The sequence below is a fragment of the Pseudomonas sp. JDS08PS003 genome (genome assembly GCF_045013505.1).
GTDB lineage: Bacteria > Pseudomonadota > Gammaproteobacteria > Pseudomonadales > Pseudomonadaceae > Aquipseudomonas > Aquipseudomonas protegens_B.
Genome location: NZ_CP120724.1, coordinates 392,500 through 416,091 on the forward strand (window position 1 = coordinate 392,500; position 23,592 = coordinate 416,091).

General features: G+C 62.7%; 22 protein-coding genes. 11 read left to right on the plus strand and 11 right to left on the minus strand.

All coding sequences use genetic code 11. The annotated features are described in order from the left end of the window. The first annotated feature begins 222 nt into the window (after positions 1–222). The 8 genes from P7C00_RS01805 to lpdA are packed head-to-tail and all read left to right on the plus strand — an operon-like array spanning position 223 to position 9,007. The gene (locus P7C00_RS01805) at positions 223–2,094 is read left to right on the plus strand and encodes a fatty acyl-AMP ligase (RefSeq protein ID WP_404938041.1); all 1,872 of its coding nucleotides are present in this window, start codon (positions 223–225) and stop codon (positions 2,092–2,094) included. Continuing rightward, a complete protein-coding gene (locus tag P7C00_RS01810) occupies positions 2,091–2,999 on the plus strand; it encodes a fatty acid desaturase (protein WP_346634112.1) in 909 nt (302 codons plus the stop codon). The genes P7C00_RS01805 and P7C00_RS01810 overlap by 4 nt, the downstream gene beginning before the upstream one ends. Positions 3,000–3,030: 31 nt before the next feature. Beyond that, complete coding sequence (locus tag P7C00_RS01815) at positions 3,031–3,987, plus strand: acyl-CoA desaturase (RefSeq protein WP_346634113.1); 957 nt, start codon at positions 3,031–3,033, stop codon at positions 3,985–3,987. A 51-nt stretch (positions 3,988–4,038) separates the two neighbouring features. Continuing rightward, positions 4,039–4,359: an acyl carrier protein gene (locus P7C00_RS01820; protein WP_123724225.1), complete on the plus strand. Its 321-nt coding sequence runs from the start codon at positions 4,039–4,041 to the stop codon at positions 4,357–4,359. 18 nt (positions 4,360–4,377) lie between these two features. Further along, positions 4,378–6,357, plus strand: coding sequence for an alpha/beta fold hydrolase (locus tag P7C00_RS01825; RefSeq protein WP_346634114.1), 1,980 nt, complete (start codon positions 4,378–4,380; stop codon positions 6,355–6,357). Between the two features lie 37 nt (positions 6,358–6,394). Continuing rightward, a complete protein-coding gene (locus tag P7C00_RS01830; protein WP_123724223.1) occupies positions 6,395–6,592 on the plus strand; it encodes a rubredoxin in 198 nt (65 codons plus the stop codon). A gap of 37 nt (positions 6,593–6,629) precedes the next feature. After that, complete coding sequence (locus P7C00_RS01835; RefSeq protein WP_346634115.1) at positions 6,630–7,556, plus strand: alpha/beta fold hydrolase; 927 nt, start codon at positions 6,630–6,632, stop codon at positions 7,554–7,556. Then, a complete protein-coding gene (gene lpdA / locus P7C00_RS01840; protein WP_404938042.1) occupies positions 7,553–9,007 on the plus strand; it encodes a dihydrolipoyl dehydrogenase in 1,455 nt (484 codons plus the stop codon). The genes P7C00_RS01835 and lpdA overlap by 4 nt, the downstream gene beginning before the upstream one ends. A 55-nt stretch (positions 9,008–9,062) precedes the next feature. Here lpdA and tauD read toward each other — a convergent pair whose 3' ends face one another. The 7 genes from tauD to P7C00_RS01875 form a co-directional block, all read right to left on the minus strand. After that, on the minus strand, positions 9,063–9,902 hold the full coding sequence (gene tauD, locus P7C00_RS01845; RefSeq protein WP_404938043.1) for a taurine dioxygenase: 840 nt from the start codon (positions 9,900–9,902) through the stop codon (positions 9,063–9,065). A 144-nt stretch (positions 9,903–10,046) separates the two neighbouring features. Further along, a complete protein-coding gene (gene tauC / locus P7C00_RS01850; protein WP_404938044.1) occupies positions 10,047–10,886 on the minus strand; it encodes a taurine ABC transporter permease TauC in 840 nt (279 codons plus the stop codon). Beyond that, positions 10,883–11,677 (minus strand): taurine ABC transporter ATP-binding subunit, encoded by a 795-nt coding sequence (gene tauB, locus P7C00_RS01855; RefSeq protein WP_346634119.1) that lies wholly within the window; start codon positions 11,675–11,677, stop codon positions 10,883–10,885. Before tauB ends, tauC begins: the two co-directional genes overlap by 4 nt. Before the next feature lie 27 nt (positions 11,678–11,704). Next, positions 11,705–12,682 (minus strand): taurine ABC transporter substrate-binding protein, encoded by a 978-nt coding sequence (tauA, locus tag P7C00_RS01860; RefSeq protein ID WP_404938045.1) that lies wholly within the window; start codon positions 12,680–12,682, stop codon positions 11,705–11,707. A 161-nt stretch (positions 12,683–12,843) separates the two neighbouring features. Then, positions 12,844–14,427: a glutamate--cysteine ligase gene (gshA, locus tag P7C00_RS01865; RefSeq protein WP_346634121.1), complete on the minus strand. Its 1,584-nt coding sequence runs from the start codon at positions 14,425–14,427 to the stop codon at positions 12,844–12,846. Positions 14,428–14,643: 216 nt separating this feature from the next. Then, positions 14,644–15,027 (minus strand): PaaI family thioesterase, encoded by a 384-nt coding sequence (locus P7C00_RS01870; protein WP_011058654.1) that lies wholly within the window; start codon positions 15,025–15,027, stop codon positions 14,644–14,646. Then, the gene (locus tag P7C00_RS01875) at positions 15,027–17,351 is read right to left on the minus strand and encodes a Tex family protein (RefSeq protein ID WP_346634122.1); all 2,325 of its coding nucleotides are present in this window, start codon (positions 17,349–17,351) and stop codon (positions 15,027–15,029) included. Before P7C00_RS01875 ends, P7C00_RS01870 begins: the two co-directional genes overlap by 1 nt. A gap of 360 nt (positions 17,352–17,711) precedes the next feature. Between P7C00_RS01875 and ompR the strand changes: the two genes are divergently transcribed. Both ompR and P7C00_RS01885 read left to right on the plus strand, forming a co-directional pair. Next, positions 17,712–18,452 carry a two-component system response regulator OmpR gene (ompR, locus tag P7C00_RS01880; RefSeq protein ID WP_016966992.1) on the plus strand — a complete coding sequence of 247 codons (741 nt, stop codon included), beginning with the start codon at positions 17,712–17,714 and terminating at the stop codon, positions 18,450–18,452. Between the two features lie 105 nt (positions 18,453–18,557). After that, positions 18,558–19,871: an ATP-binding protein gene (locus P7C00_RS01885; RefSeq protein ID WP_123724213.1), complete on the plus strand. Its 1,314-nt coding sequence runs from the start codon at positions 18,558–18,560 to the stop codon at positions 19,869–19,871. A 75-nt stretch (positions 19,872–19,946) separates the two neighbouring features. Here the strand turns inward: P7C00_RS01885 and rimK are convergent, their stop codons facing one another. The 3 genes from rimK to P7C00_RS01900 all read right to left on the minus strand — a co-directional run bounded on the left by rimK (position 19,947) and on the right by P7C00_RS01900 (position 22,128). After that, positions 19,947–20,852 (minus strand): 30S ribosomal protein S6--L-glutamate ligase, encoded by a 906-nt coding sequence (gene rimK, locus P7C00_RS01890; RefSeq protein WP_007931744.1) that lies wholly within the window; start codon positions 20,850–20,852, stop codon positions 19,947–19,949. After that, positions 20,849–21,265 (minus strand): ATP-dependent zinc protease, encoded by a 417-nt coding sequence (locus P7C00_RS01895; RefSeq protein ID WP_374046134.1) that lies wholly within the window; start codon positions 21,263–21,265, stop codon positions 20,849–20,851. Before P7C00_RS01895 ends, rimK begins: the two co-directional genes overlap by 4 nt. An 83-nt stretch (positions 21,266–21,348) precedes the next feature. Further along, positions 21,349–22,128 (minus strand): EAL domain-containing protein, encoded by a 780-nt coding sequence (locus P7C00_RS01900; protein ID WP_346634123.1) that lies wholly within the window; start codon positions 22,126–22,128, stop codon positions 21,349–21,351. A gap of 115 nt (positions 22,129–22,243) precedes the next feature. On the opposite strand from P7C00_RS01900, the gene P7C00_RS01905 reads away from it, so the two are divergent. Further along, positions 22,244–22,648 carry an RNA-binding S4 domain-containing protein gene (locus P7C00_RS01905; protein WP_016966989.1) on the plus strand — a complete coding sequence of 135 codons (405 nt, stop codon included), beginning with the start codon at positions 22,244–22,246 and terminating at the stop codon, positions 22,646–22,648. Between the two features lie 76 nt (positions 22,649–22,724). Here P7C00_RS01905 and P7C00_RS01910 read toward each other — a convergent pair whose 3' ends face one another. Beyond that, positions 22,725–23,537, minus strand: coding sequence for a phosphatase PAP2 family protein (locus tag P7C00_RS01910; RefSeq protein WP_346634124.1), 813 nt, complete (start codon positions 23,535–23,537; stop codon positions 22,725–22,727). Positions 23,538–23,592 lie beyond the last annotated feature (55 nt).

A 23,592-nucleotide genomic window follows, 5' to 3' on the forward strand; every position in this document is an offset into this window, starting at 1 on the left:
CGCGTCCAAATCTAACTTTCTCTGCCCACGCTATTCCCAGTGGGACATATAAGAAAAAATGCATTCATCAAGTGAATGCTTCGCTCTGTCAATAAAATGACATCTTGTCTACTGCCTAGTAAGAGCTCCCCTTCTTAGGGGCGTTTGTTCGGTTCCTTAGTGCTGAAAATAATAAACGACCATTAGGTCAATATATGGCTCTCCATTTAAAAAGGATTTTGAATGAACTACGCCGTGCCTCGTGATTATCTAAATGATGTCAATCAAACCTTCTCGGCGCATCTAGCAGTGGATGATCTGGCGCTGGCCGGCACCCTGGGAATCGAATGTTTAAGTTCGGTTACCGAAGTACTGGCTTATCGCGCCTGGCTTCAACCTGATGCGACAGCCTTTATTCACTTGCTCGATGGCGAGCAAGAGGAGGCGCCCATCAGCTACGCCGAACTGTGGCAGCGTAGTCAACGATTGGCCGCGGCGCTGCAGATTTTCGAGCCCCGGGGAAAACGGGTGCTGATGCTGTTCGAGACCGGTATCGACTACATCGTTTCGCTGTTCGGTCTGTTCCTGGCCGGTGCGGTGGCGATTCCCGCTTTCCCGCCAGTGGGGACCCGAGGCCTGGAGCGTCTGGCGTTGATCTGTGCCGACGCCCATCCGCAGATCGTGCTGACCAGCTCGCGTTTCATGCGCTCCCAGGAGCGGGTCAACGCCTTGCTGCAGGGTGATGTGCCCGCGCCGCAATGGGTCGATCCGCAAGAGCTGGCCACAGAGAATTCATCTTGGCAGGGGCAGGCTGTGACCCCCGGTCAATTGGCCCTGCTGCAATACACCTCGGGTTCCACCTCCGCGCCCAAGGGCGTGATGCTGACCCACGCCAACCTCTACAGCAATTGCCGCAGCGCCAGCCAATGGATGGGCGAGGCCAAGGATCGCGTGGGCTGCAGCTGGCTGCCGCCCTATCACGACATGGGCCTGATGGGCGGCATATTGCAGCCGATCTACGACGCCTTTCCCACCGTGCTCATCAGCCCCGGGCATTTTGTCCAGCGGCCATTGCGCTGGCTGGATGCGGTGTCCAGGTATGGCGCCGACGTCACCATCGCGCCGAACTTCGCCTTTGATCTGTGTGTTGAAAACATCACCGATGACGAGCTGGCAGCCCTCGATCTGAGCAAGCTCAAGGCCATCTACTGTGGGGCCGAACCGGTCCGGCAAAGCACCCTGGCGCGTTTCTCCGAGCGCTTTGCCGCCGCCGGCTTCAACCCTGCGGCCCTGGGCCCCTGCTATGGGCTGGCCGAGGCGACGGTGCTGGTTTCGGGCAAACCCCATGACGAACCGGCATTCAATACCCAGGTGGATCGGGACCAGCTCGCCACCGGGACCTTGGCCATTGTCGACGCCGAGGATGGGTTCGCGCTGCCATTGGTCAGCAGCGGACGGGTGGCCCCGGGCTTGCGCCTGGCGATTGTCGATCCCGTCAGCCTGCAGCCGGTCGCCGACGGCCAGATCGGTGAGATCTGGGTCCAGGGCGACAACGTGGGGGCCGGTTACTGGGGCAAGGAAGTGTTGAGCGAGCAAGTGTTCCGCGCCAAGTTGCCGGGCGTCGACGGACACTTCATGCGTACCGGCGACCTGGGGGCCTTGTATCGGGATGAACTGTTCGTCACCGGCCGCCTCAAGGATCTGATCATCATCGCCGGTCGCAACCTGTATCCCCAGGACCTGGAGCTGGCGGTCGAGAGCGCAGACCCGCGCATCCGCAGCAATGGTTGTGTGGCGGTGGGCGTGGATAACGGCCAGCAGGAGCAGTTGGCGATCGTGGTCGAGATCAAGCGCAGCGAAAAGCTCGACGAAGCCCAGCAGGAACAACTGCGCCAGCTGATCACCAGCACCCTGGTCAGCCAGTTTGGCGTGTCCCCGGCGCGTATCCATCTGGCGCCCATGGGCGGCATCCCGCTGACCACCAGCGGCAAGGTCCAGCGTCAGGCCACCCGGCAGGCCCTGCTCAACGACAGCCTGGCGCGTTACGGAGCCGGACGTTCGGCTGCAGCGGCCTCGGCACAACCCCTTAAAACCCCTACGGATGCTCTGTCATGACGGCCATGAATCCTCATATCGACCGTACCGGTCATCGCGAGCGTCAACTGGCCTGGCTGACCGTCGGTGTGCCGGCGGTGGGCACCGTGGTCGCTCTGGTCCTGGCCTGGCAGCAGGGCATTGGCTGGCTGGAATTTGCTGCGCTGGCCAGCATGTACCTGCTGACCGCTCTGGGGGTGGAAGTGGGGATGCACCGCTTCTTTTCCCACCATGCGTTCAAGGCCGGCCCGGTGGTCACTGCGTTGTTCGGTATCGCCGGTTCGATGGCGGCCCAGGGCCCGATCCTGTTCTGGGCGGCCACCCATCGCCAGCATCACGCCTTCACCGACAAGGAAGGCGACCCGCACTCGCCGCGTCCGCTCAAGGAAGGCTTTGTCGGCAATATCCAAGGCTGGTGGCACGCCCATCTGGGCTGGCTGTTCAGCCTGAGAAAGCAGAACTGGAGCCAGTTCGTTCCCGACCTGATTCGCGACCGACTGATCATGCAGATCAACCAGCGCTACTACCTGTGGATCATTCTCGGCCTGCTGCTTCCTACCTTGGTGTGCGGGCTGATTACCCGCAGTTGGGAAGGCGCACTGAGTGGCCTGTTGTGGGGCGGTTTTGTGCGGATCTTCCTGGTGGACCACGCCACCTGGTGCATCAACTCCTTCGCCCATCGGGTCGGCGGCCGTGACCATCCGACTCGGGACACCAGCCGCAATGTGTTCTGGCTGGCGATTCCAACGGTCGGCGGCGGTTGGCACAACAACCACCACGCCTTTCCGGCGCTGGCTCACGCCGGGCTCAAGCCCTGGCAGCTGGACATCGGTGGCTGGTTCATCGAGTTGCTGGCCTTGTGCGGTCTGGCTTGGGACGTGAAGCGTCCTGGTGCGCCCGCCGCTGCAGAACCTACAGAAAGCTGATTGCCGGTACTTACCTCACAGGAAGCTATTCATGGACGAGATCCTCACAACCACAGCAACTCCAGAGATCAACGGGGTCGCGCAGCTGAGTCCGGCAGCCGCCAGAACCAAGGCGCGCATTGCGCTGGCGGTGATGCTGGTTCCCCTGTTCGGTGCCTTCGAGGCGATCCGCCTGTGGGTCACCGGTCAGGTGCACGCCCTGGACTTCATCCTCTTCGGGGTGTTCTACGCGATCCAGATGTTCGGGGTCTCCATGGGCTATCACCGCTACCTGGCCCATCGCGCCTTCAAGACCTCGCGCCTGATGAGCAGCCTGATGCTGATCGCCGGCTCCATGGCGGCCCAGGGTCCGATCCTGTTCTGGGTCACCACCCATCGCCGGCATCACACCTACAGCGACCAGCACGGTGATCCGCATTCGCCGAACCTGATGGGCCAGAGCCGCCTGGAGCGCGCCAAGGGCCTGTGGCATGCGCACATGCCGTGGATGCTGGCGCCGGACATGTCGAGCTGGAACTTCTTCGCCCCCGACATCCTGCGTGACCGTCGTTTGTTCTTCTACAACCAGACCTACCTGTTCTGGGTCGCTCTGGGCGTGGTGCTGCCGGGGATCATTGGCGGCCTGGTCACCCAGAGCTGGTCCGGCGCCTGGAGCGGCCTGATTTTTGGCGGCCTGGCGCGGATCTTCGTTGCCAACCAGGCGGCCTGGTGTGTGGGCTCCATTTGCCACCGCTATGGCGCCCGGCCGTTCGTGACCCACGACCAGAGCACCAACAACTGGATTGTCGCGTTCCTCACCTTTGGCGAGGGGCTGCAAAACAATCACCACGCATTCCCTGCCTGGTACCGGCATGGCGTGCATTGGTGGGAGCCCGACTTGTCGGGCTGGACACTGGCGTTAATGGGCAAGCTGAGACTGGTCTCAGACCTGCGTTCACCGTCCCAGGCAATGATCGACAAAGTCCGTAAGCGTCAGGCCGCATCCTGAGCAACGGGATCGTCTGATCTGTAAACCATCCTACTCATCAAGGAAGATCCTATGGCCAACTTCATTTCCAATTTGCTGAGCACTCTGAGCTTCTCGGAGAAAAAACAGGCGGCGGTCGAACTCAACGAAGAGAGCATCAAGCATTGGCTGGTGCAGAAAATGGGTGCGCTGCTGAAGATCGATCCGTCCCAGGTCGATACCGCCCGCAGCTTCGAGTCCTACGGCCTCGACTCGCTGGTGGCGGTGAAGGTGGCGGGCGACCTGGAGAAGTTCATGGAGCAGCGCCTGTCCCCGGCCCTGCTGTTCGAATACTCCAGCATCGATGACTTGTCCAAATACCTGGCCAACGAACTGACCACATCCGAAGTTTGACTTCGCAGGAGCTTGGCCATGGCCATTGCACAGATGCCTTCGCAAAAAAACGATAAATTCAATGACCTGCTCCGACGCTCACAGGAGATCGAAGGCCTGCGTCTGACTGACGCAATCCCCAAGCACCTGTATCAGCCTCGGGTATGGCGCGGGATGCTCAGCTTCGTCGTCAGCTACATGCTCTACATCGGTGCGATAGTGGCGGTCGCCCACGTGCACTGGATGTTCTACCTGCCGCTGTGGCTGGTGGCGGGCCTGGGCGGCTGGGGCTTGTTCTGTGTGGCTCACGATTGCGGGCACAACTCGTTCTCGCGCAATCGCAGCTTCAACCACATCCTCGGGCATATCGCCTTGCTGCCGTTGCTGTACCCGTTCCACGGCTGGCGCCACATGCACAACATGCACCACGCCAACACCAACAACCTGGAAATGGACGTCGACTGGCGCCCGGTACTGCGCGTGCAATACGACGCCATGCCCTGGTGGGACAAGCTGGTCTACAGCAGCACCCGCACCTGGCTGTTCTGGCTGGGCACGGTCAACTACCAGCGTCACTCGGGCTTTCGCCCGTCGATGTTCCACAAGCTCGAAGCGCGCAACGAAGTGCGTCGTTCGATCCTGTTCATGGTGGTGGCTGCGCTGATCTACCTGCCGACCCTGGTGTACTTCACCGGCTTCACCGGGCTGTTCCTGTACTTCGTCGCCCCGTGGCTGGCGACCCATGCCTGGTTCAGCCTGACCACCATGATGCATCACATCAGCGATGAGACTCCGTTCCTGACCAAGGAGCACTGGAGCTTCAACAGCAGCCGACTGCTGCTGACCACTGACTACATGTACCCCAAGTGGTTGCTGTTCCTGACTCACTACATTTCGGTGCACACCGCGCACCACGTGGCGCCGATCATTCCCCACTACAACCTGCCCGAAGCCCAGGCAGCGCTGAAGACCGCCTTCCCGGGCATGGTCCGCGAGAAGCCCATGACCGTGCAGGATGTATGGCACGTGGCGCGCAATTGCCACCTGTACGACCCGGTCAATGGCTTCTATGAGTCCTTTGACCAGCCGGCCCAGGCGACCGGGGACCTGAGCACGCCAGGCGCCAAGGCGGCCAACAGCCCGCTGACCCTGAAGCAGCAAATGCTGCGCAGCTACATGGGCGTGCTGGGGACACTCTCGGTGGACACCGCCGGCGCCAAGGCCACGGACCTGTTCGGCTATACCCGGGAATACATCAAACAGCCGGACAAGGAAATGAGCCCCCTGGGCGCCCAGCGTTTCCATATCAAGGGCATTGCGGGCGTTCCCCATGGCTACCAGTGGGGCACGGGCGACCAGACCATTCTCCTGGTCCATGGCTGGGGGGCGGACAGTCGCAGCCTGTACTCCTTTACTCGTGCACTGCAGCGCCAGGGCTTCAAGGTCGCAACCTTCGATGCTCCGGCCCACGGCATCTCGCCGGGTTCGCTGAGCACCATGACCGAGTTCAAGGATGCGGTGAAAGCGGCCATTGTCGCCCTGGGCGATGTGGTGGGGATCGTCGCTCACTCCCTGGGCGGTATCGCCGCCACCGGTGCCCTGGCCGAACTGGCCGAGACCCATCGGATCAAGGCCCTGTGCCTGCTGGGTTCGCCGGCCAATCTGCCGGTGGTGATCCAGCGCTGGGCCAATGGCTACCTCAAGCTCAAGCCGCAAATCGTCGATGCCATGCACCGCGAACTGTGGAAGCGCAATGGTGTGCCGGTCCAGCATTGGGACATCCCGGCGCTGGGCAATGCCCTGCAACTGCCGACGCTGGTGCTGCATGACCTCAACGACCCGATCGTGCCGTTCTGCGAGGCGCAGCAGATCACCACGCTGATGCCTTGGGCGAAGCTGGAGCCGGTGTCCGGGCTCGGCCACGTGCGCATCCTCTCCGATGCTGCAGTGGTGGAGCAGGTGGCGCAGTTCCTGGCACAGAACATCAAGGTGGCCGAAGTGGCTCAGGCCAGCGCATGAGAACAACGCACAACCCTTTGATGATGGTTAACCACCCATGACGACCTATGCTGAAAACGCTGTGGCCGAGTCCGGCCTGTGGATGTGCCTGATTTGCGGCTGGATCTACGATCAACGGCTTGGCGATCCCGATTCGGGGGTGCCTCCGGGCACCGCCTGGGACGACATTGCCGAAGACTGGACCTGCCCGGAATGTGGCGTGAGCAAGTTGGACTTCAACATGGTGAAGCTGTAAGCCAACGCTTGAACCCTGTAGTCGATGAGGAAGGAAGATGGCGACCCAAGAGCAACCGTCGGCACCTGCCAAGGGCCGGCGCCGCAGCTTCAGGAAAATGCTCTTCAAGGGCATTTATAACGGGGTTCTGGGGCTGCTGCGTTGCAGTTTCTGGATTGAGTCGCGGCTGCTTCCTCGGCGTGCTGCGGTGCGGGCGCTGAAGATGTTCACCACACCGCAACGGCTGCGCCAGCATTTTCCGCTGACGCTGCCCAGCGCCACGGTGCAGGACCTGGACACCGAGGAAGGGCGGCTGCGTTGCTTCCGCTGGACCCCGCAACAGGTCCGCCGGCGAGTGGTGCTGGTGCATGGCTGGAGTGGCGCCAGTACCCAGTGGCAGTACCTTATTCCGCTGTTGCTGGAGGAGGGCTGTGAAGTGCTGTCCTTCGACTGCATCGGCCATGGCGGCAGCGGTGGCCGGCAAGCCTCGCTGCCGACCTTCGTCAGCATGCTGGATCAGGTGCAGAAACAACTGGGGCCGTTTGATACGGTGATCGGGCATTCCCTGGGCGGCGCTGCCGCCGGGTATGCCTTGAGCATCCCGGTCGGCAAGGACTTCCAGCGTGCAGTACTGGTTGCCGCGCCGGCCGACATCGAAAACGTCGTACGGCGTTTTGCGGCCTTTCTGTGGATCAACGATGACGTCAGACAACGCATGCAACTTCTGGTTGAGCAACGCTATCAGAAGGACATGAGCAGCCTGGCGGTCAGTCGTTATGGCCACCAGGTGGATATCCCGGTGCTGCTGGTGCATGACCAGCAGGATCAGGAAGTCCCGGCAGATGACCTGCAAACCTTCGCTGAAGGCTTGCGTCACCGGCAAGTCCTGCAAACCCGAGGGCTTGGCCACCTGAAAATTCTCAAGGACAACGCGACCATGGGAGCCGTGGTCGATTTTGTCTGTGCAAAGGACGGCAATCAATGAGTGAAAAATACGATGTGATCGTTATCGGCGCGGGTCCCGGCGGCTACGTCGCGGCGATCCGAGCTGCGCAACTGGGACTGAAGACGGTCTGTATCGAGCGCTACAAGGGCAAGGACGGCAAGACCGCTCTGGGCGGCACCTGCCTGAACGTGGGCTGCATTCCCTCCAAGGCGTTGCTGGACAGCTCCCATCACTATTACGAGGCGCGCAACGGTTTCGAGGTGCACGGCATCGGCATCAGCAATCCGCAGATGGACGTGCCGGCCATGCTGGCGCGCAAGGACGGCGTAGTACGCAATTTCAACGGCGGCATCGCCTCGCTGTTCAAGGCCAATGGCGTGGCCCTGCTGGAAGGTCACGGCAAGTTGCTGGCCAACAAGGAAGTGGAGGTCACCGCGGCCGATGGCAGCACCCAGCGCATCAGCGCCACCAGCATCATTCTCGCCCCCGGCTCACGGCCTATCGATATCGCCGCCGCGCCGCTGACGGACAAGGTGATCGTCGACTCCACCGGAGCCCTGGAATTCACCAGCGTGCCCAAGCGCCTGGGGGTGATCGGCGCCGGTGTCATCGGTCTGGAGCTGGGCTCGGTCTGGGCCCGCCTGGGCGCCGAAGTGACGGTACTCGAAGCCCTCGACAGCTTCCTGCCGGCAGTGGACGTACAGATCGCCAAGGAAGCGCAGAAGATCCTTGGCAAGCAAGGCCTGGATATCCGTCTGGGTGCCCGGGTGACGGCGTCCGAAGTGCAGGGCGACAGCGTCAAGGTCAGCCTCAGCGAGGCCGGCGAAGACAAGCAGCAGACCTTCGACCGCCTGATCGTCGCCGTGGGTCGTCGGCCCCTGACCACCGACCTGTTGGCGCCTGACAGTGGCGTACAGCTGGATGAGCGCGGCTTCATCCACGTCGACGGTCAGTGCCTGACCAGCGTGCCCGGGGTGTTCGCCATTGGTGACGTGGTACGCGGCCCGATGCTGGCGCACAAGGCTTCGGAAGAAGGGGTGATGGTGGCCGAGAGCCTTGCCGGGCATCACCATCCGCTCAGTTACGAACTGATCCCGTCAGTGATCTACACCCACCCGGAAATCGCCTGGGTCGGCCAGACCGAACAGGCCCTCAAGGCCCAGGGCATCGAGCTGAACATCGGCACCTTCCCCTTCTCCGCCAGCAGCCGCGCCATGGCGGCCAACGACACCGCCGGCTTGGTCAAGGTCATTGCCGATGCGGGCACCGACCGGGTACTTGGGGTGCATGTGATAGGACCGGGCGCTGCGGAACTGGTCCAGGAAGGCGCGATCGGCATGGAGTTCGGCACCAGCGCCGAAGACCTGGGGATGATGGTGTTCTCCCACCCGACCCTGTCCGAAGCCCTGCATGAAGCCGCCCTGTCGGTGAATGGCCAGGCGATTCATATCGGCAATCGCAAGAAGAAAGCTCCCGCCAGCGTGAAATAGCCAGCCTTCCCCGACCTCGCTCAGCGGGGCCGGGGCTTGCTGCATCCCCCGCGTTTCAGCGAAAGAACGGTACATCCCCAAGAATGGTCGCGCGGTGCATGACTCGGCGCTGTGGACGGTAGTCGTCCACCGCATAGTGCTGGGTCACGCGGTTGTCCCAGAACGCCACGTCATTTTCCTGCCAGCGCCAGCGGATGGTGAATTCCGGGCGGGTGGCGTGGGCGAACAGCAGCTTGAGGATGGCTGCGCTTTCGCTCTCGGACAGTTCGTTGATCTTGGTGGTGAAGCCGTCGTTGACGAACAGCGACTTGCGTCCGCTCACCGGATGGGTGCGGATCACCGGGTGCGACAGCGGTGGGTTCTTGCGTCGGGTTTCCTCCCAGCGCGCCAGGTCTTCGGGGGTGTTGCCGAAGCGCTCCAGAGGGAAGGACTTGATGAACTCGTGGGTGGCGGTCAGGCCCTGCAGTAGGTTCTTCATCGGCTCGGACAAGGCTTCGTAGGCGGCGATGCCGCTGGCCCACAGCGTGTCGCCGCCAAATTCCGGCAGCAGCTTGGCGCTGAGCACCGCGCCCATTGCGGGGGTCGGCAGGAAGGTTACGTCGGTGTGCCAGATGGCGTTGTCGCGCACGTCGGTTTCGGCGGTGTCGAGGATCAGCACTTGCGGTTGGTCCGGCACATTGGGGTAGATCGGGTGAATGTGCAGGTCACCGAAGTGGGCGGCAAAGCGCGCCTGTTGCTGTGGGTTGATCGGCTGGTCGCGGAAGAACAGCACCTGGTGCTTGAGCAGTGCCTGCTCGATGGCATCGCGCTGCTCGACGCTGAGCGGCTGGCTGATATCGACGCCACTGATCTGGGCGCCGAGGGCGGAGCTTAAAGGGGTGAGGGTCAGGCTCATGGTCGTTCTCGTATTCGCTGTGTGTAGGAGCCGGCCGCGAGGTGTTCCGCTTGTCGGCGAAGGCAGCCGAGAGGCGGGTATGAGGCTTGCGGGCCTCTTCGCTGGCAAGCCGGCTCCTACATAGGAGAGGGGGATCTGTTGTTGTCAGTGGGATTGGCCGTGCCAGGGCACCAGCTTGCGTTGCAGGGCGCGCAGGCCCATCTCCATGGCGAAGGCGATCAGGGCAATCACCAGTATCCCCAGCACCACTACATCGGTGACCAGGAATTGCGCGGCGGACTGCACCATGAAACCCAGGCCACTGGTGGCGGCAATCAGCTCCGCCGCCACCAGGGTCGACCAGCCCACGCCCAGGCCGATGCGCACGCCGGTGAGGATGTCCGGCAAGGCACTGGGCAGGATCACGTGGCGAATCAACTGCGCCCGGGTCGCGCCCAGGGACTGGGCGGCGCGCAGCTTGGCCGGGTCGACGGTGCGCACGCCGGTGGCGGTGGCGATGGCGATCGGGGCGAAGATGGCGAGGTAGATCAGCAGCACCTTGGACAGCTCGCCAATGCCGCACCAGATAACGATCAGCGGCAGATAGGCCAGTGGCGGTATCGGCCGGTAGAACTCGATCAGTGGGTCCAGCACGCCACGGGCGATGCGGTTGGCGCCAATGGCGATGCCCACCGGAATGGCCGTCAGCACGGCAAAGCCCAGGGCCAGGCCGATGCGTTGCAGGCTTGCCGCCAGGTGCTGCCAGAGGGTGGAATCCATGTAGCCGCTGGTGGCCAGCAACCAACCTTTTTGCAGAACGGCGGCCGGTGGCGGCAGGAACAGCGGTTCGATCAGGCCGGTGGCGGTCACCGCCCACCACAGGGCCAGCAGGATGATCAGGGTCAGCACGCTGATCCAGCGGGTGCTCAGGCTGCGGCGCACCGGCAATGGCGCTTTCGGGTTGGCATCGCGGGTGGCGGTGGCGGGAATCTCGTAGCTGCTCATGGGCGCTCCTGCTGCTGGGTGGCGCTGCGTTGGGAGAACACCCGGGACAGCACGTGTTCGCGGGTTTCGATGAACAACGGGTCGGACTTGATCGCCCGCGCCGATTCGCCGGCGGCGTAGCGCTGGCCGAAGTCCAGGTTCAGGCGTTCGACGATCTGCCCCGGGTTGGGGGCCAGGAGGATCAGGTCGGTGGCCAGGAACACCGCTTCTTCGATGTCGTGGGTAATCAGGAATACCGGCTTGGCGGTGCGGCGCCAGACTTGCAGCAACAGCTCCTGCATCTGCTCGCGGGTGAAGGCATCCAGGGCACCGAAGGGTTCGTCCATCAGCAGCACTCGCGGGTCGGCGGCCAGGGCGCGGGCCAGGCCCACACGCTGTTTCTGTCCACCGGAGAGCTGCCAGACACGGCGCTTTTCGAAACCGGCAAGGTCCACCAGGGCGAGCATCTCCCGAGCCCGGGCTTCACGCCGGTCTCGAGCTACTCCGGCCAGCTCCAGGCCGAAGGCGACATTGGCCAGCACGTCCTGCCAGGGCAGCAGGGCGTCGTCCTGGAACACTACGCCACGCTCGGCGCTGGGGCCCTTGACCGGCACGCCGTCGAGGCTGATGCGCCCGGCGCTGGGGTCGACGAACCCGGCAATCAGGTTCAGCAGCGAAGTCTTGCCGCTGCCGGAGGGGCCCAGGGCGACCAGCAGTTGCTGTGGCCCCAGGGTCAGGGAAATATCCGCCAGCACCGGTTCGGCGGCGCCGGGGTACTGTGCGCTGATGCGCTCCAGTTGTAGCAAGGCCATGACGGCTATCTCCTGTCCGGTCGCGGGTTATTCAGTGATGAACTTGGCGCTGACGTAAGGGGCGTAGTCCGGCAGTACCGCCTCGACCTTGCCTTGCTCCTTGAGGAACACCGCGGTGTCGGTGATGGCCTTGGTGGTCGGGGCGCCGAGGCTGACCACCTGATCGGCGGCCAGTGGGTAGACGTTGCCTTGCAGCAGCAGCGGGATATCGCTGGCCTTGGCCCCGGAGAGCTTCACCAGTTTGTCGACGTTGCCCTGGTTGGCCAGCCAGGCTTGCGGGTCTTTGCGGTATTGGGCATAGGCATCCAGGGTCACCTTGGCGAAGGCCGTGACAATTTCCGGGTGCTTCTCGGCGAAGTCCTTGCGCACGATCCAGGCATCGAAGGTCGGCGCGCCGAACTTGGCCAGCTCACCGGAGGTGATCAGCACCTTGCCGTTTTCCTTGGCCACACCCAGGGCTGGGTCCCACACGTAGGTGGCATCGATATCGCCGCGTTTCCAGGCGGCAATGATCGCCGGTGGCGCGAGGTTGAGGATCTGCACTTTCGAGGAGTCGATGTTCCAGTGTTTCAGCGCCGCCAGCAGGCTGTAGTGGCCGGTGGAAACGAACGGCACGGCGACCTTCTTGCCGACCAGATCCTGAGGGCTTTTGATCCCGGAACCGTCGCGGGCCACCAGGGCTTCGGCGGCGCCGATCTGGGTGGCGATGAGGAAGGTTTCCACCGGCACCTTGCGGGTGATGGCGGCGGTCAGCGGGCTGGAGCCCAGGTAGCCGATCTGCACATCGCCGGAAGCGATGGCCGCGATGACGTCGGCACCGTTATCGAATTTGCGCCAGTTGATCTTGGCCTGGGTGGCTTTTTCATAGCTGCCGTCGGCTTGGGCGACCTTGGCCGGGTCGACGGTGGTCTGATAGGCGACGGTAACGTCGGCCGCCTGGGCAAAGAAACTCGCAGCGGCCAGGGACGCGGCCGCCAGGAGGCGAAGGGGGAAATGCAGCTTCATGGGGGTGCTCCTCATAGGCGGCCGGTGATCGGCGTGGGAGGAGACTAAATGATCTAAGAATGCAGAAATAAATAACTTATTTGCATTAGCTTATGAGGGGAAATTCGTGGGCCTGGCCCGCAGGCTATTGTGGCGAGGGAGCAAGCTCCCTCGCCACGGATCTAGTTGCTGATGGCCAGGATGCTGGCCTGGTAGGCGCCGACGAACACGTCGAAATCACCCACTTCGTTTTGCTCAAGCTCGGTTTGCTGTTCCAGGGATTTGCGCGCCGCGTCTTCGAAGGCGGCTTGTTCTTCCTTGGCCAGGGGCTGGCTGCGGAAGTACTCGGCATGCACCTGACTCTGGCGCAGGGAGAACTGGCTGAAGCTTTCCTTGTGTTCGCTCATGGCCGCCAGCACCTGGGCCGAAGGCGTCAGGGACGAGTCCTTGACCTTGGCCAGTTGGGCGTCCAGCGCCTTGCTGTGCACGTCGCTGCCGTGGCTCTGGTCGAGCAGGGCGGCCAACGGCGCAATCTGCTCCAGCAGTTCGGCGGCCCACTCTTTCATTTCCACCGGCTGGCCCCGGCGTTGCAGTTGCAGGCCCGGGCGGCGGCCTTCCTTGACCACGGCGAGGAAGTTCGAGGTGGCGTTGCCGCACTCGTTGTTCTCGAACAGCGGGCTGTCGTTCAAGGCGCAATACAGCAGGAAGGCGTCGAGGAAACGGGCTTCCTGGACATCGATGCCCAGGGGCAGGAAGGGGTTGATGTCCAGGCAACGGACTTCGACGTACTGGATGCCCCGGGCCATCAGCGCCTGGATCGGCCGTTCGCCGGTGTAGGTCACGCGTTTGGGGCGGATGTTGGAGTAGTACTCGTTTTCGATCTGCAGGATGTTGGTGTTGAGCTGAACCCACTCGCCATCCTTGTGGGTGCCGACCTCCACGTAAGGCGCGTAAGGCGTGGCCACGGCCTTGCGCAGGCTGTCGGTGTAGCTGTTCAGATCGTTGTAGCAAGGGGTCAGGCCGGCCTGGGCCTGGCTCTGGTAGCCCAGGTCGCTCATGCGCAGGCTGGTGGCGTAGGGCAGGTACAGGGTTTCGGCGTCCAACTGTTCCAGCTGGTGCGAACGGCCGCGCAGGAAGCCCGCGTCCAGGGCCGGCGAGGCACCGAACAGGTACATCAAGAGCCAGCTGTAGCGACGGAAATTGCGGATCAGCGCGATATAGGCCGAGGACTGGTAGTCACGGTCGCTGCCGACAAAGCCTTCCGCGTCCTTGAGCAGCGGCCACAGCTGTTCCGGCAGGGAGAAGTTGTAGTGGATGCCGGCAATGCACTGCATGGTCTTGCCGTAGCGCAGGGCCAGGCCCTTGCGGTACACGTACTTGAGCTGACCGATGTTGGAGGTGCCGTAATAGGCGATCGGGATGTCTTCCTCGGCCGGCAATGGGCACGGCATCGATGGACTCCACAGGTACTCGTTGCCGAGCTTGCTGTAGGCGAAGCGATGAATCTTGTCGAGGCTGGCCAGGGTGTCCGCCGGGTCCGCGAGGGCCGGTGTGATGAATTCCAGCAGCGACTCGGAGTAGTCGGTGGTGATCTGTTCGTTGGTCAGCGCGGAACCCAGTTCTTCCGGGTGCGGGGTCTGTGCCAGGCGGCCTTCGCCGGTGACACGCAGGCATTCACGTTCGATACCGTGCAGGCACTGCTCGAGCAGGGAGAGGTTAGCGCGCTCGCCGAGCAGAGCCAGGCGGCGGTTGAGAAGTTCGCTCAAGTTGGATTCCTTCACGCGTCAGTCGCCCCAATATGGGGGTGGGCAGGACGGTCTACAAGGGTGAAGTTAAAACTGGCGTTTTCGCCTTGTTTTTGAGTCAAGCCGACTCGCCTGGAAACGCCAACACTCCATCCTTGAATCTGGCTTCAGCGCGGGCAAGAAAACCCCGACGCCGCTTTCGCAGCGCCGAAATTAACCCAATTTGAGGGCAGGCAGCTATAGGACCGCGAAGGTGCCTTGTGCTTTTGCGACCAGTTTGTCGCCCTGGATCACATCCGCTTCCACCACCAGGGTGCGGCGGCCGGGGTGGATCACCTTGGCCCGGCACAGCACCTCGCCCTCGGCCACGGCGCGGATGTAGTTGATCTTGCACTCGATGGTGGCGCTCTGCTGGTCAAAGCCGTGGGTGCTGGAACAGGCCAGCCCCATGGCAATGTCCACCAGGCTGAAGATCGCCCCGCCGTGGAGCTTCTGCCCGCGATTGCGCAACTGCGGGGTCAGCTCCAGAGCGACGTCCGCCTCGCCTGTTTCCAAGCGTTGCAGACGGCAACCGAGCAATTGGCTGAAGGCGCTTTCGGTCAGACCGGCGGGGATCTGCATCAGCGTTTCTTCAACTGCTTGGCGTTGGCGAACAGCGAGGCCATGGCGTTGTTGCTTGGAGCGGCAGCGGTGGTTTCCTTGCGTGGCGCATTGCCCTGGGAGGAGCGGGGCGCCGAGCCTGGACGAGAACCGCGGGCACCGTCGATCTTCTCGCCCGGGGTGTCGCTCATGCGCATCGACAGGCCCACGCGTTTACGCGGGATGTCGACTTCCATGACCTTGACCTTGACCACGTCGCCGGCCTTCACCGCTTCACGCGGGTCCTTGATGAACTTCTCCGACAGCGCCGAGATGTGCACCAGGCCGTCCTGGTGCACGCCGATGTCGACGAAGGCGCCGAAGTTGGTGACGTTGGTCACCACGCCTTCGAGGATCATCCCCAGTTGCAGGTCCTTGAGGTCTTCGACGCCGTCCTGGAACTCGGCAGTCTTGAACTCCGGACGCGGGTCGCGGCCGGGCTTGTCCAGTTCCTGGAGGATGTCGGTGACGGTGGGCAGGCCGAAGGTTTCGTCGGTGAATTTCTTCGGGTCCAGGCGCTTGAGGAAGCCGCTGTCGCCGATCAGCGAGCGAATGTCACGGCCGGTGTCGGCGGCGATGCGCTGCACCAGCGGGTAGGCTTCCGGGTGGACCGCCGAGGCGTCCAGCGGGTTGTCGCCGTTCATGACGCGCAGGAAGCCGGCGGCCTGTTCGAAGGTCTTTTCACCCAGGCGGGCGACCTTTTTCAGCGCGGCGCGGGTCTTGAAGGCACCGTGTTCGTCGCGGTGACTGACGATGTTCTGCGCCAGGGTCGCGTTGAGGCCGGAGATCCGCGCCAGCAGGGCCACGGAAGCGGTGTTGACGTCGACGCCGACGGCGTTCACGCAGTCCTCGACCACGGCGTCCAGGCCGCGGGCCAGTTTCAGCTGCGACACATCGTGCTGGTACTGGCCGACACCGATGGATTTCGGGTCGATCTTCACCAGTTCCGCCAGTGGATCCTGCAGGCGGCGGGCGATGGACACCGCGCCACGGATCGACACGTCCAGGTCCGGAAATTCCTTGGCCGCCAGTTCCGAGGCCGAGTACACCGATGCACCGGCTTCGGAAACCATGACCTTGGTCATTTTCATGGCTGGGTATTTTTTGATCAGCTCGGCGGCCAGCTTGTCGGTCTCGCGGCTGGCGGTGCCGTTGCCGATGGCGATCAGGTCCACCGCGTGCTTGGCGCACAAGGCGGCCAGGGTGGCCAGGGTCTGGTCCCACTTGTTGTGGGGTACGTGCGGGTAGACCGTGGCGTGATCCAGCAGCTTGCCGGTGGCATCCACCACCGCCACCTTGCAGCCGGTGCGCAGGCCCGGATCCAGGCCCAGGGTGGCGCGCGGGCCGGCCGGGGCGGCCAGCAGCAGGTCGTGCAGGTTGTGGGCAAAAACGTTGATCGCCTCGGTTTCCGCGCCGTCGCGCAGCTCGCCCAGCAGGTCGGTTTCCAGGTGGGTGTAGAGCTTGACCTTCCAGGTCCAGCGCACCACTTCACCGAGCCATTTGTCGGCGGGGCGGTTCTGATTCTGGATGCCGAATTGCTGGCCGATCATGCCTTCGCACGGGTGCATGGTGCCCGGCAGCTCGTCACCGACTTTCAGGGCGGAGCTGAGAATGCCTTCGTTGCGGCCACGGAAAATCGCCAGGGCGCGGTGCGACGGCATGCTTTTCAGCGGTTCGTCGTGTTCGAAGTAGTCGCGGAACTTGGCGCCTTCCTCTTCCTTGCCGGCGACCACGCGGGCGCTGAGGGTGGCCTCCTGCTTGAGGAAGTTGCGCAGCTTGTCCAGCAGGCCGGCGTCCTCGGCGAAGCGCTCCATGAGGATGTACTTGGCGCCTTCCAGGGCGGCCTTGACGTCGGCTACGCCTTTCTCGGCGTTGACGAAGCGGGCGGCTTCGGCTTCCGGGGCCAGGTTCGGGTCGTTGAACAGGCCGTCCGCCAGTTCGCCGAGGCCGGCTTCCAGGGCGATCTGGCCCTTGGTGCGGCGCTTCTGCTTATAGGGCAGGTAAAGGTCTTCGAGGCGGGTCTTGGTGTCGGCCAGTTTGATGTCGCGGGCCAATTCCGGGGTCAGTTTGCCTTGTTCCTCGATGCTGGCGAGGATGCTGATCCGCCGTTCGTCGAGTTCTCGCAGGTAGCGCAGGCGCTCTTCCAGATGACGCAGTTGGGTGTCATCGAGGCTGCCGGTGACTTCTTTCCGGTAGCGGGCGATGAAGGGCACGGTGGAGCCTTCATCCAATAGAGCGACGGCCGCTTCGACCTGTTGTGGGCGTACGCCGAGTTCCTCGGCAATGCGGCTGTTGATGCTGTCCATAAAACCACCTGACAAATGTGTGAAAGCAGGCCCGCGGGCACGAAAATAAGGCCCGGCGAGTCTGGTTGAGCGGCCTGGCCCGCGCCGCCACCTGGATCAAAAGGCTGCCTGTTGACCCGTGAAATCGAAAAAATACTGCCGGCCCAGACAAATAAATAAACCGGCCGAAGTCGTACTGATCAGATATTGCCCAACACAAAAGGCGGCGCATTATACCCAGCGTTAGCCGTTGCGGGGTGATCGCCAGCCTCAGGCCGACAGCGGGTTTGCTGGCGATAGAGGAAAAATCTGCTAACAATGCACACGGTGCGTATAACGGCAGCTACGCCATAATGCGCACCGAGATTAGAGGAGCATCCAATGAGCAGCACTGCACAAACTGCTGAAGGCGAAAAAATTCTTATTGTTGACGACGATCCGGGTCTGAGCAGCCTGCTGGAGCGTTTCTTCGTCAGCAAGGGCTACCGTGCCCGTGCTGTACCGAACACCGAGCAAATGGACCGTCTGTTGGGTCGCGAAGTGTTCAATCTGGTGGTTCTCGACCTGATGCTGCCCGGCGAAGACGGCTTGACCGCATGCCGCCGCCTGCGCAGCGCCAACAACCAGATCCCGATCATCATGCTCACCGCCAAGGGCGACGAACTGAGCCGCATCAAGGGCCTGGAACTGGGCGCCGACGATTACCTGGCCAAGCCGTTCAACCCTGACGAGCTGATGGCTCGGGTCAAGGCCGTGCTGCGTCGCCAGTCGGCTCCGGTGCCGGGTGCGCCGGGCAGCGAAGACGAAAGCGTGACCTTCGGTGACTACGAACTGTCCCTGGCCACTCGCGAGCTCAAGCGTGGCGATGAAGTGCACATGCTGACCACCGGTGAGTTTGCGGTGCTCAAGGCGCTAGTGATGAACGCCCGCCAACCGCTGACCCGGGACAAACTGATGAACCTGGCCCGTGGCCGCGAGTGGGATGCCCTTGAGCGTTCCATCGACGTGCAGATCTCCCGCCTGCGGCGGATGATCGAACCCGATCCTTCCAAGCCGCGCTATATCCAGACCGTCTGGGGCGTGGGTTATGTCTTCGTGCCGGATGGCACCGCGACCAAGTGATAGGTGATTTGTAGGAGCGAACGCCCGGGCCGGCAACGACCCGGGCGTTCGCATTCCGCAACTGTGCGAGCGCGAGTCGCTCCTGCAAAGTGTGTATTGGCTGTTATGAAAACCCCGTTGTGGTTCCCCCAGAGTTTCTTCTCCCGCACCCTGTGGCTGGTGCTGATCGTGGTGCTGTTTTCCAAGGCATTGACCCTGGTTTATCTGTTGATGAACGAGGACGTGCTGGTGGACCGGCAATACAGCCACGGTGTGGCCCTGACCCTGCGCGCCTACTGGGCCGCCGACGAATCCAACCGCGACCAGATCGCCGAGGCCGCAGGGCTGATCAAGGTGGTGGGCAGCGGCGTGCCGGCCGGCGAGCAGCACTGGCCCTACAGTGAGATTTATCAGCGGCAGATGCAGGCTGAACTGGGTGCCGACACCGAAGTGCGCCTGCGCATGCATGCACCTCCGGCACTTTGGGTACGGGCGCCGAGCCTGGGGGATGGCTGGCTCAAGGTGCCGCTGTATCCCCACCCGCTGCGAGGGCAGAAGATCTGGAGCGTGCTGGGCTGGTTCCTGGCCATCGGCCTGCTTTCCACCGCCTCGGCGTGGATCTTCGTCAGCCAGCTCAACCAGCCCCTCAAGCGTCTCGTCTACGCCGCTCGGCAACTGGGCCAGGGGCGCAGTGTGCGCCTGCCCATCAGCGACACACCGAGCGAGATGACCGAGGTCTATCGCGCCTTCAACCAGATGGCCGAAGACGTGGAGCAGGCGGGGCGTGAACGGGAGCTGATGCTGGCCGGGGTATCTCATGACTTGCGCACGCCGCTGACCCGCCTGCGGCTGTCACTGGAATTGATGGGCGCTCACACCGACCTGACCGACGATATGGTCCGGGATATCGAGGACATGGATGCGATCCTCGACCAGTTCCTGGCGTTTATCCGCGACGGTCGCGACGAGTCGGTGGAAGAGGTCGATCTCAGCGATCTGGTGCGCGAAGTGGCAGCGCCCTACAACCAGAATGAAGAGCGGGTGCACCTGCGCCTGGAGCCGATCCAGCCGTTCCCGCTGCGTCGGGTGTCGATGAAGCGTCTGCTCAACAACCTGATCGGCAACGCCTTGAATCACGCGGGCACGGAAGTCGAAGTGGCGGCCTATGTGTCCGGCGACACCAATGCCCCTTACGTGGTGCTGAGCGTGATGGATCGCGGTGCGGGGATCGACCCTTCGGAGCTTGAAGCGATCTTCAACCCCTTCACCCGTGGCGACCGTGCCCGGGGTGGCAAGGGCACCGGCCTGGGGTTGGCCATCGTCAAACGGATTGCCGCCATGCATGGCGGCAATGTGGAGCTGCGCAACCGCCCCGACGGCGGCCTGGAAGCGCGGGTGCGCTTGCCATTGGGGCTGCTGCTGCCCCGTGATGCGGATTGATCAGGGCTTCGCTCCTATAGGCAGCACATCGCCCGTAGGAGCTGGCTTGCCAGCGAAAGGCCGGCAACGCGATCCCTAGCCTTTGCCCTTGGTCCGGGTCATGTTCGGCCCGCCATTCTTCTCGATGTGTTCGATGATGATCCCCGCCACGTTCTTGCCGGTGGTGGTCTCGATCCCTTCCAGGCCCGGTGAGGAATTGACTTCCATCACCAGCGGCCCGTGATTGGAGCGCAGGATATCCACCCCCGCCACGCTCAGGCCCATGACCTTGGCCGCCCGTAGCGCGGTCATGCGTTCTTCCGGGGTGATCTTGATCAGGCTGGCGCTGCCGCCACGATGCAGATTGGAGCGGAACTCCCCTGGTTTGGCCTGACGTTTCATTGCCGCAATCACCTTGTCCCCCACCACGAAGCAGCGAATGTCGGCGCCGCCGGCTTCCTTGATGTACTCCTGGACCATGATGTTCTGCTTCAGGCCCATGAAGGCCTCGATCACCGACTCCGCCGCGGTGGCGGTTTCGCACAGCACCACGCCGATACCCTGGGTGCCTTCCAAGACTTTGATCACCAGGGGCGCGCCGTTGACCATTTCGATCAGGTCGGGAATGTCGTCCGGCGAGTGGGCAAAGCCGGTCACGGGCAGGCCGATGCCGCGCCGCGACAGCAGCTGCAGCGAACGCAGCTTGTCCCGGGAGCGGGCGATGGCCACCGACTCATTGAGGGGGAACACCCCCATCATTTCGAATTGGCGCAGCACTGCGCAGCCGTAGAACGTCACCGAGGCGCCAATGCGCGGGATCACCGCGTCGAAGCCCTCCAGGGGCTTGCCGCGATAGTGGATCTGCGGCTTGTGGCTGGCGATGTTCATATAGGCGCGCAGGGTGTCGACCACTACCATTTCATGGCCACGCTCGGTGCCGGCCTCGACCAGACGACGAGTGGAATACAGACGCGGGTTACGCGACAGCACAGCGATCTTCATGCAACACCTGTGGCAGAGGTAGTGGATACCGGGAACACCGGTTTGTCTTGTACGTACTTGATGCCCGGATTGACCACCAACTGGCCGTCGATCAGGGCCTTGGAACCCAGCAGCAGGCGATAGCGCATGGCCTTGCGGCAGGCGAGGGTAAATTCCACCCGCCACACGCGATCCCCCAGGGCTAGGGTGGTGCTGATCACATAGCGCACCTGGGCCTGGCCGTTGGAGCTTTTAATGGTTTTCATCGCCACCAGCGGCGCTTCGCAGCGCCGGTGACGCAACTGCACCACACTGCCCAAGTGGGCATTGAAGCGCACCCACTGCTCACCGTCGCGCTCGAAGGGCTCGATCTCGGTGGCATGCAGGCTGGAGGTACTGGCCCCGGTATCGATCTTGGCGCGCAGGCCGGCCACTCCTAGATCAGGAAGCGCCACCCATTCGCGCAGACCGACAACGGTCAAATGGTCAAAAGTCTTCAAATATGGGAAATCCGCAATTAGCTTTTCCAGGCCGCGGCCGGAACCTCGGCCAGGGCTTTGAATGCAGGTTTGGCGAACCAGTAACCCTGCATCAGATAAATTCCACAGTCGCCGAGAAAGTCCCGTTCATCGGCGCTTTCAACGCCTTCGGCAATGACTGTAACCCCCAACTCCGCACACATTGTGACAATCGCGCGGATGATCGCCTGGCGTACGCGATCCTGATGGACATCGCGCACCAGCGCCATGTCGAGCTTGATCAGGTCGGGTTGGAAATCCGCCAGCAGGTTCAGCCCCGAGTACCCCGCGCCGAAGTCATCGATGGCGGTCTTGAAGCCGAATTCGCGGTATTCACGCAGAATATTGGTCAAATGGCGACTGTTATCTACGTGCTGGCTTTCCAGGGTTTCGAAAATCAGCCGGTCCAGGGGAAAGTGCTGGGCGCGGGCGGCTTCCAGAGTGCTGCGGATACACAGTTCCGGCCGGTACACGGCGTTGGGCATGAAGTTGATCGACAGGTGGCTTTGCATCCCCAACTGTGCGGCCGTGGTGATGGCCTGGGTACGGCAAAGTTGGTCGAAACGGTAGCGATTGCTGTCGGTGACCTGATCCAGCACCGTTGCGGCGCCTTCGCCATTGGTTCCGCGCACCAGGGCCTCGTGGGCAAAGACCGACTGGTCCCGCAGATCGACTATGGGTTGGTAGGCGAAGGAAAAATCGAAGCCCAGGGGTTGGCTTTGCTGGCAACCTTCGCAGCGATTGCCGGGCGAGGTCAGGGTAGTGGGGAAGTCAGTCACAGGGACTCCTCGCGTATCAGGGCGCAACCTGGGTTATTTTAGGTGAGCGGCAGGATTTATGAGAGCCCGTAGGCGGGCTGTACAGTTGCGACATTTTTCACCGAGAGGAATTCCAGTGGCGCACAAGCAGGAAGAAGAGGACAAGGTTCGTCTGGATAAATGGCTGTGGGCAGCGCGCTTCTACAAGACTCGTGCCCTGGCCAAGGCGGCCATCGAAAGTGGCAAGGTGCATCACCGTGGCGAGCGCTGCAAACCGGGCAAGGAGCCGCGGGTAGGCGATGAATACCAGATTCGCGCCGGCTTCGACGAACGTACCGTGGTGGTCCAGGCCCTTTCCATTGTCCGTCGTGGCGCTCCCGAGGCGCAGACGCTCTACACGGAAACCGAAGCCAGCATCGCCAAGCGAGAAACCGCGGCGGCCCAGCGCAAGGCTGGTGCCCTGGGGGTCAGCACCGATGGCAAACCGAGCAAGAAACAGCGCCGTGATCTATTCAAATTCCACGGCAGCAGTCACGAATGAAACCGTAGGAGCCGGCTTGCCGGCGAATGGGCCCTTGAGGACGCCTTCGCCAGCCAGCCGCCTCCTGCAGGTCTGATCAGCGCAGCAGGCTGCTGGAACGGACCACGCTCATGCGCGAGAGCACGGGCATCCGGGTCATCAGCTTGAACAGCGGGTGCGTCAGGCGCAGCAGGAAGTTCGACATCCGCGCCGCATACGGCGTGTAGTAGCCCCAGCCCAGGGCCAGCACCGCCAGCAGCACGCCGCCGATGTAGTCGTCCTGGCCCCAGTGCGCGCCCGCCACCAGGCGCGGCATCATGAACAGCAGGGTCAGGCCCCAAACGATCAGGAACTGGCCAGCGCTGCGGCTGAAGATCCCCATGAACAGGCCCCAGATCAGCAGCACCGAAGCGTGGTCGCCGGGGAAGCTCTGGCTGGAGCGGTCCTTGAGTTCCCAGGTCTTTTCCCAGCCGGGGAAGTAGTCGCTCATGTGCACGGCGCCTTCGAGCACCATGGACGGGCTGTTGTGTTGCCAGTTCATCAGCGCCACCAGCTTGGAAAACAGTGCGCGAATCACCACCATGAGAATCAGGATCGACAGGAAGCCGAAAAACGCGCGGCGCACGTCCACCGCCTTGAACACCCAGTCACCGCGAATCAGCAGGCTGAGCATGATCAGGCCGACCACGATATCGAAGGGGCGCAGGCTGGCCACGGCCCAGATGTGCAGCCAGGTGGAGTTTGTTGCCAGGGGAGTGTTGAGGTGACGGAACAGCCACTCGTCGAACATCAGGCAGTACATCTGCCCGGTCGGCCACAACCAGAATCCCAGCAGGGCCAAAGGGAGTAAATTGCACAGAACCAGCTTGCCGAGGTTCCACCTTGCTTGGAACAAACCCGGATTGTTCATAAAATATCTCCAATCACCGCAAAAACTGCACCTTCATGGTGCAAAATCGTAATTT

Bases quoted from the DNA above. Each gene is read 5' to 3' on its own strand.
- tauC (WP_404938044.1), bottom strand. From the start codon at position 10,886: ATGAGCAGCTACGAGATTCCCGCCACCGCCACCCGCGATGCCAACCCG.
- P7C00_RS01825 (WP_346634114.1), top strand. From the start codon at position 4,378: ATGGCCATTGCACAGATGCCTTCGCAAAAAAACGATAAATTCAATGAC.
- P7C00_RS01870 (WP_011058654.1), bottom strand. From the start codon at position 15,027: ATGCAGATCCCCGCCGGTCTGACCGAAAGCGCCTTCAGCCAATTGCTC.
- tauD (WP_404938043.1), bottom strand. From the start codon at position 9,902: ATGAGCCTGACCCTCACCCCTTTAAGCTCCGCCCTCGGCGCCCAGATC.
- P7C00_RS01910 (WP_346634124.1), bottom strand. From the start codon at position 23,537: ATGAACAATCCGGGTTTGTTCCAAGCAAGGTGGAACCTCGGCAAGCTG.
- rimK (WP_007931744.1), bottom strand. From the start codon at position 20,852: ATGAAGATCGCTGTGCTGTCGCGTAACCCGCGTCTGTATTCCACTCGT.
- P7C00_RS01820 (WP_123724225.1), top strand. From the start codon at position 4,039: ATGGCCAACTTCATTTCCAATTTGCTGAGCACTCTGAGCTTCTCGGAG.
- lpdA (WP_404938042.1), top strand. From the start codon at position 7,553: ATGAGTGAAAAATACGATGTGATCGTTATCGGCGCGGGTCCCGGCGGC.
- P7C00_RS01815 (WP_346634113.1), top strand. From the start codon at position 3,031: ATGGACGAGATCCTCACAACCACAGCAACTCCAGAGATCAACGGGGTC.
- P7C00_RS01830 (WP_123724223.1), top strand. From the start codon at position 6,395: ATGACGACCTATGCTGAAAACGCTGTGGCCGAGTCCGGCCTGTGGATG.
- ompR (WP_016966992.1), top strand. From the start codon at position 17,712: ATGAGCAGCACTGCACAAACTGCTGAAGGCGAAAAAATTCTTATTGTT.
- tauA (WP_404938045.1), bottom strand. From the start codon at position 12,682: ATGAAGCTGCATTTCCCCCTTCGCCTCCTGGCGGCCGCGTCCCTGGCC.
- P7C00_RS01835 (WP_346634115.1), top strand. From the start codon at position 6,630: ATGGCGACCCAAGAGCAACCGTCGGCACCTGCCAAGGGCCGGCGCCGC.
- tauB (WP_346634119.1), bottom strand. From the start codon at position 11,677: ATGGCCTTGCTACAACTGGAGCGCATCAGCGCACAGTACCCCGGCGCC.
- P7C00_RS01875 (WP_346634122.1), bottom strand. From the start codon at position 17,351: ATGGACAGCATCAACAGCCGCATTGCCGAGGAACTCGGCGTACGCCCA.
- P7C00_RS01805 (WP_404938041.1), top strand. From the start codon at position 223: ATGAACTACGCCGTGCCTCGTGATTATCTAAATGATGTCAATCAAACC.
- P7C00_RS01885 (WP_123724213.1), top strand. From the start codon at position 18,558: ATGAAAACCCCGTTGTGGTTCCCCCAGAGTTTCTTCTCCCGCACCCTG.
- P7C00_RS01810 (WP_346634112.1), top strand. From the start codon at position 2,091: ATGACGGCCATGAATCCTCATATCGACCGTACCGGTCATCGCGAGCGT.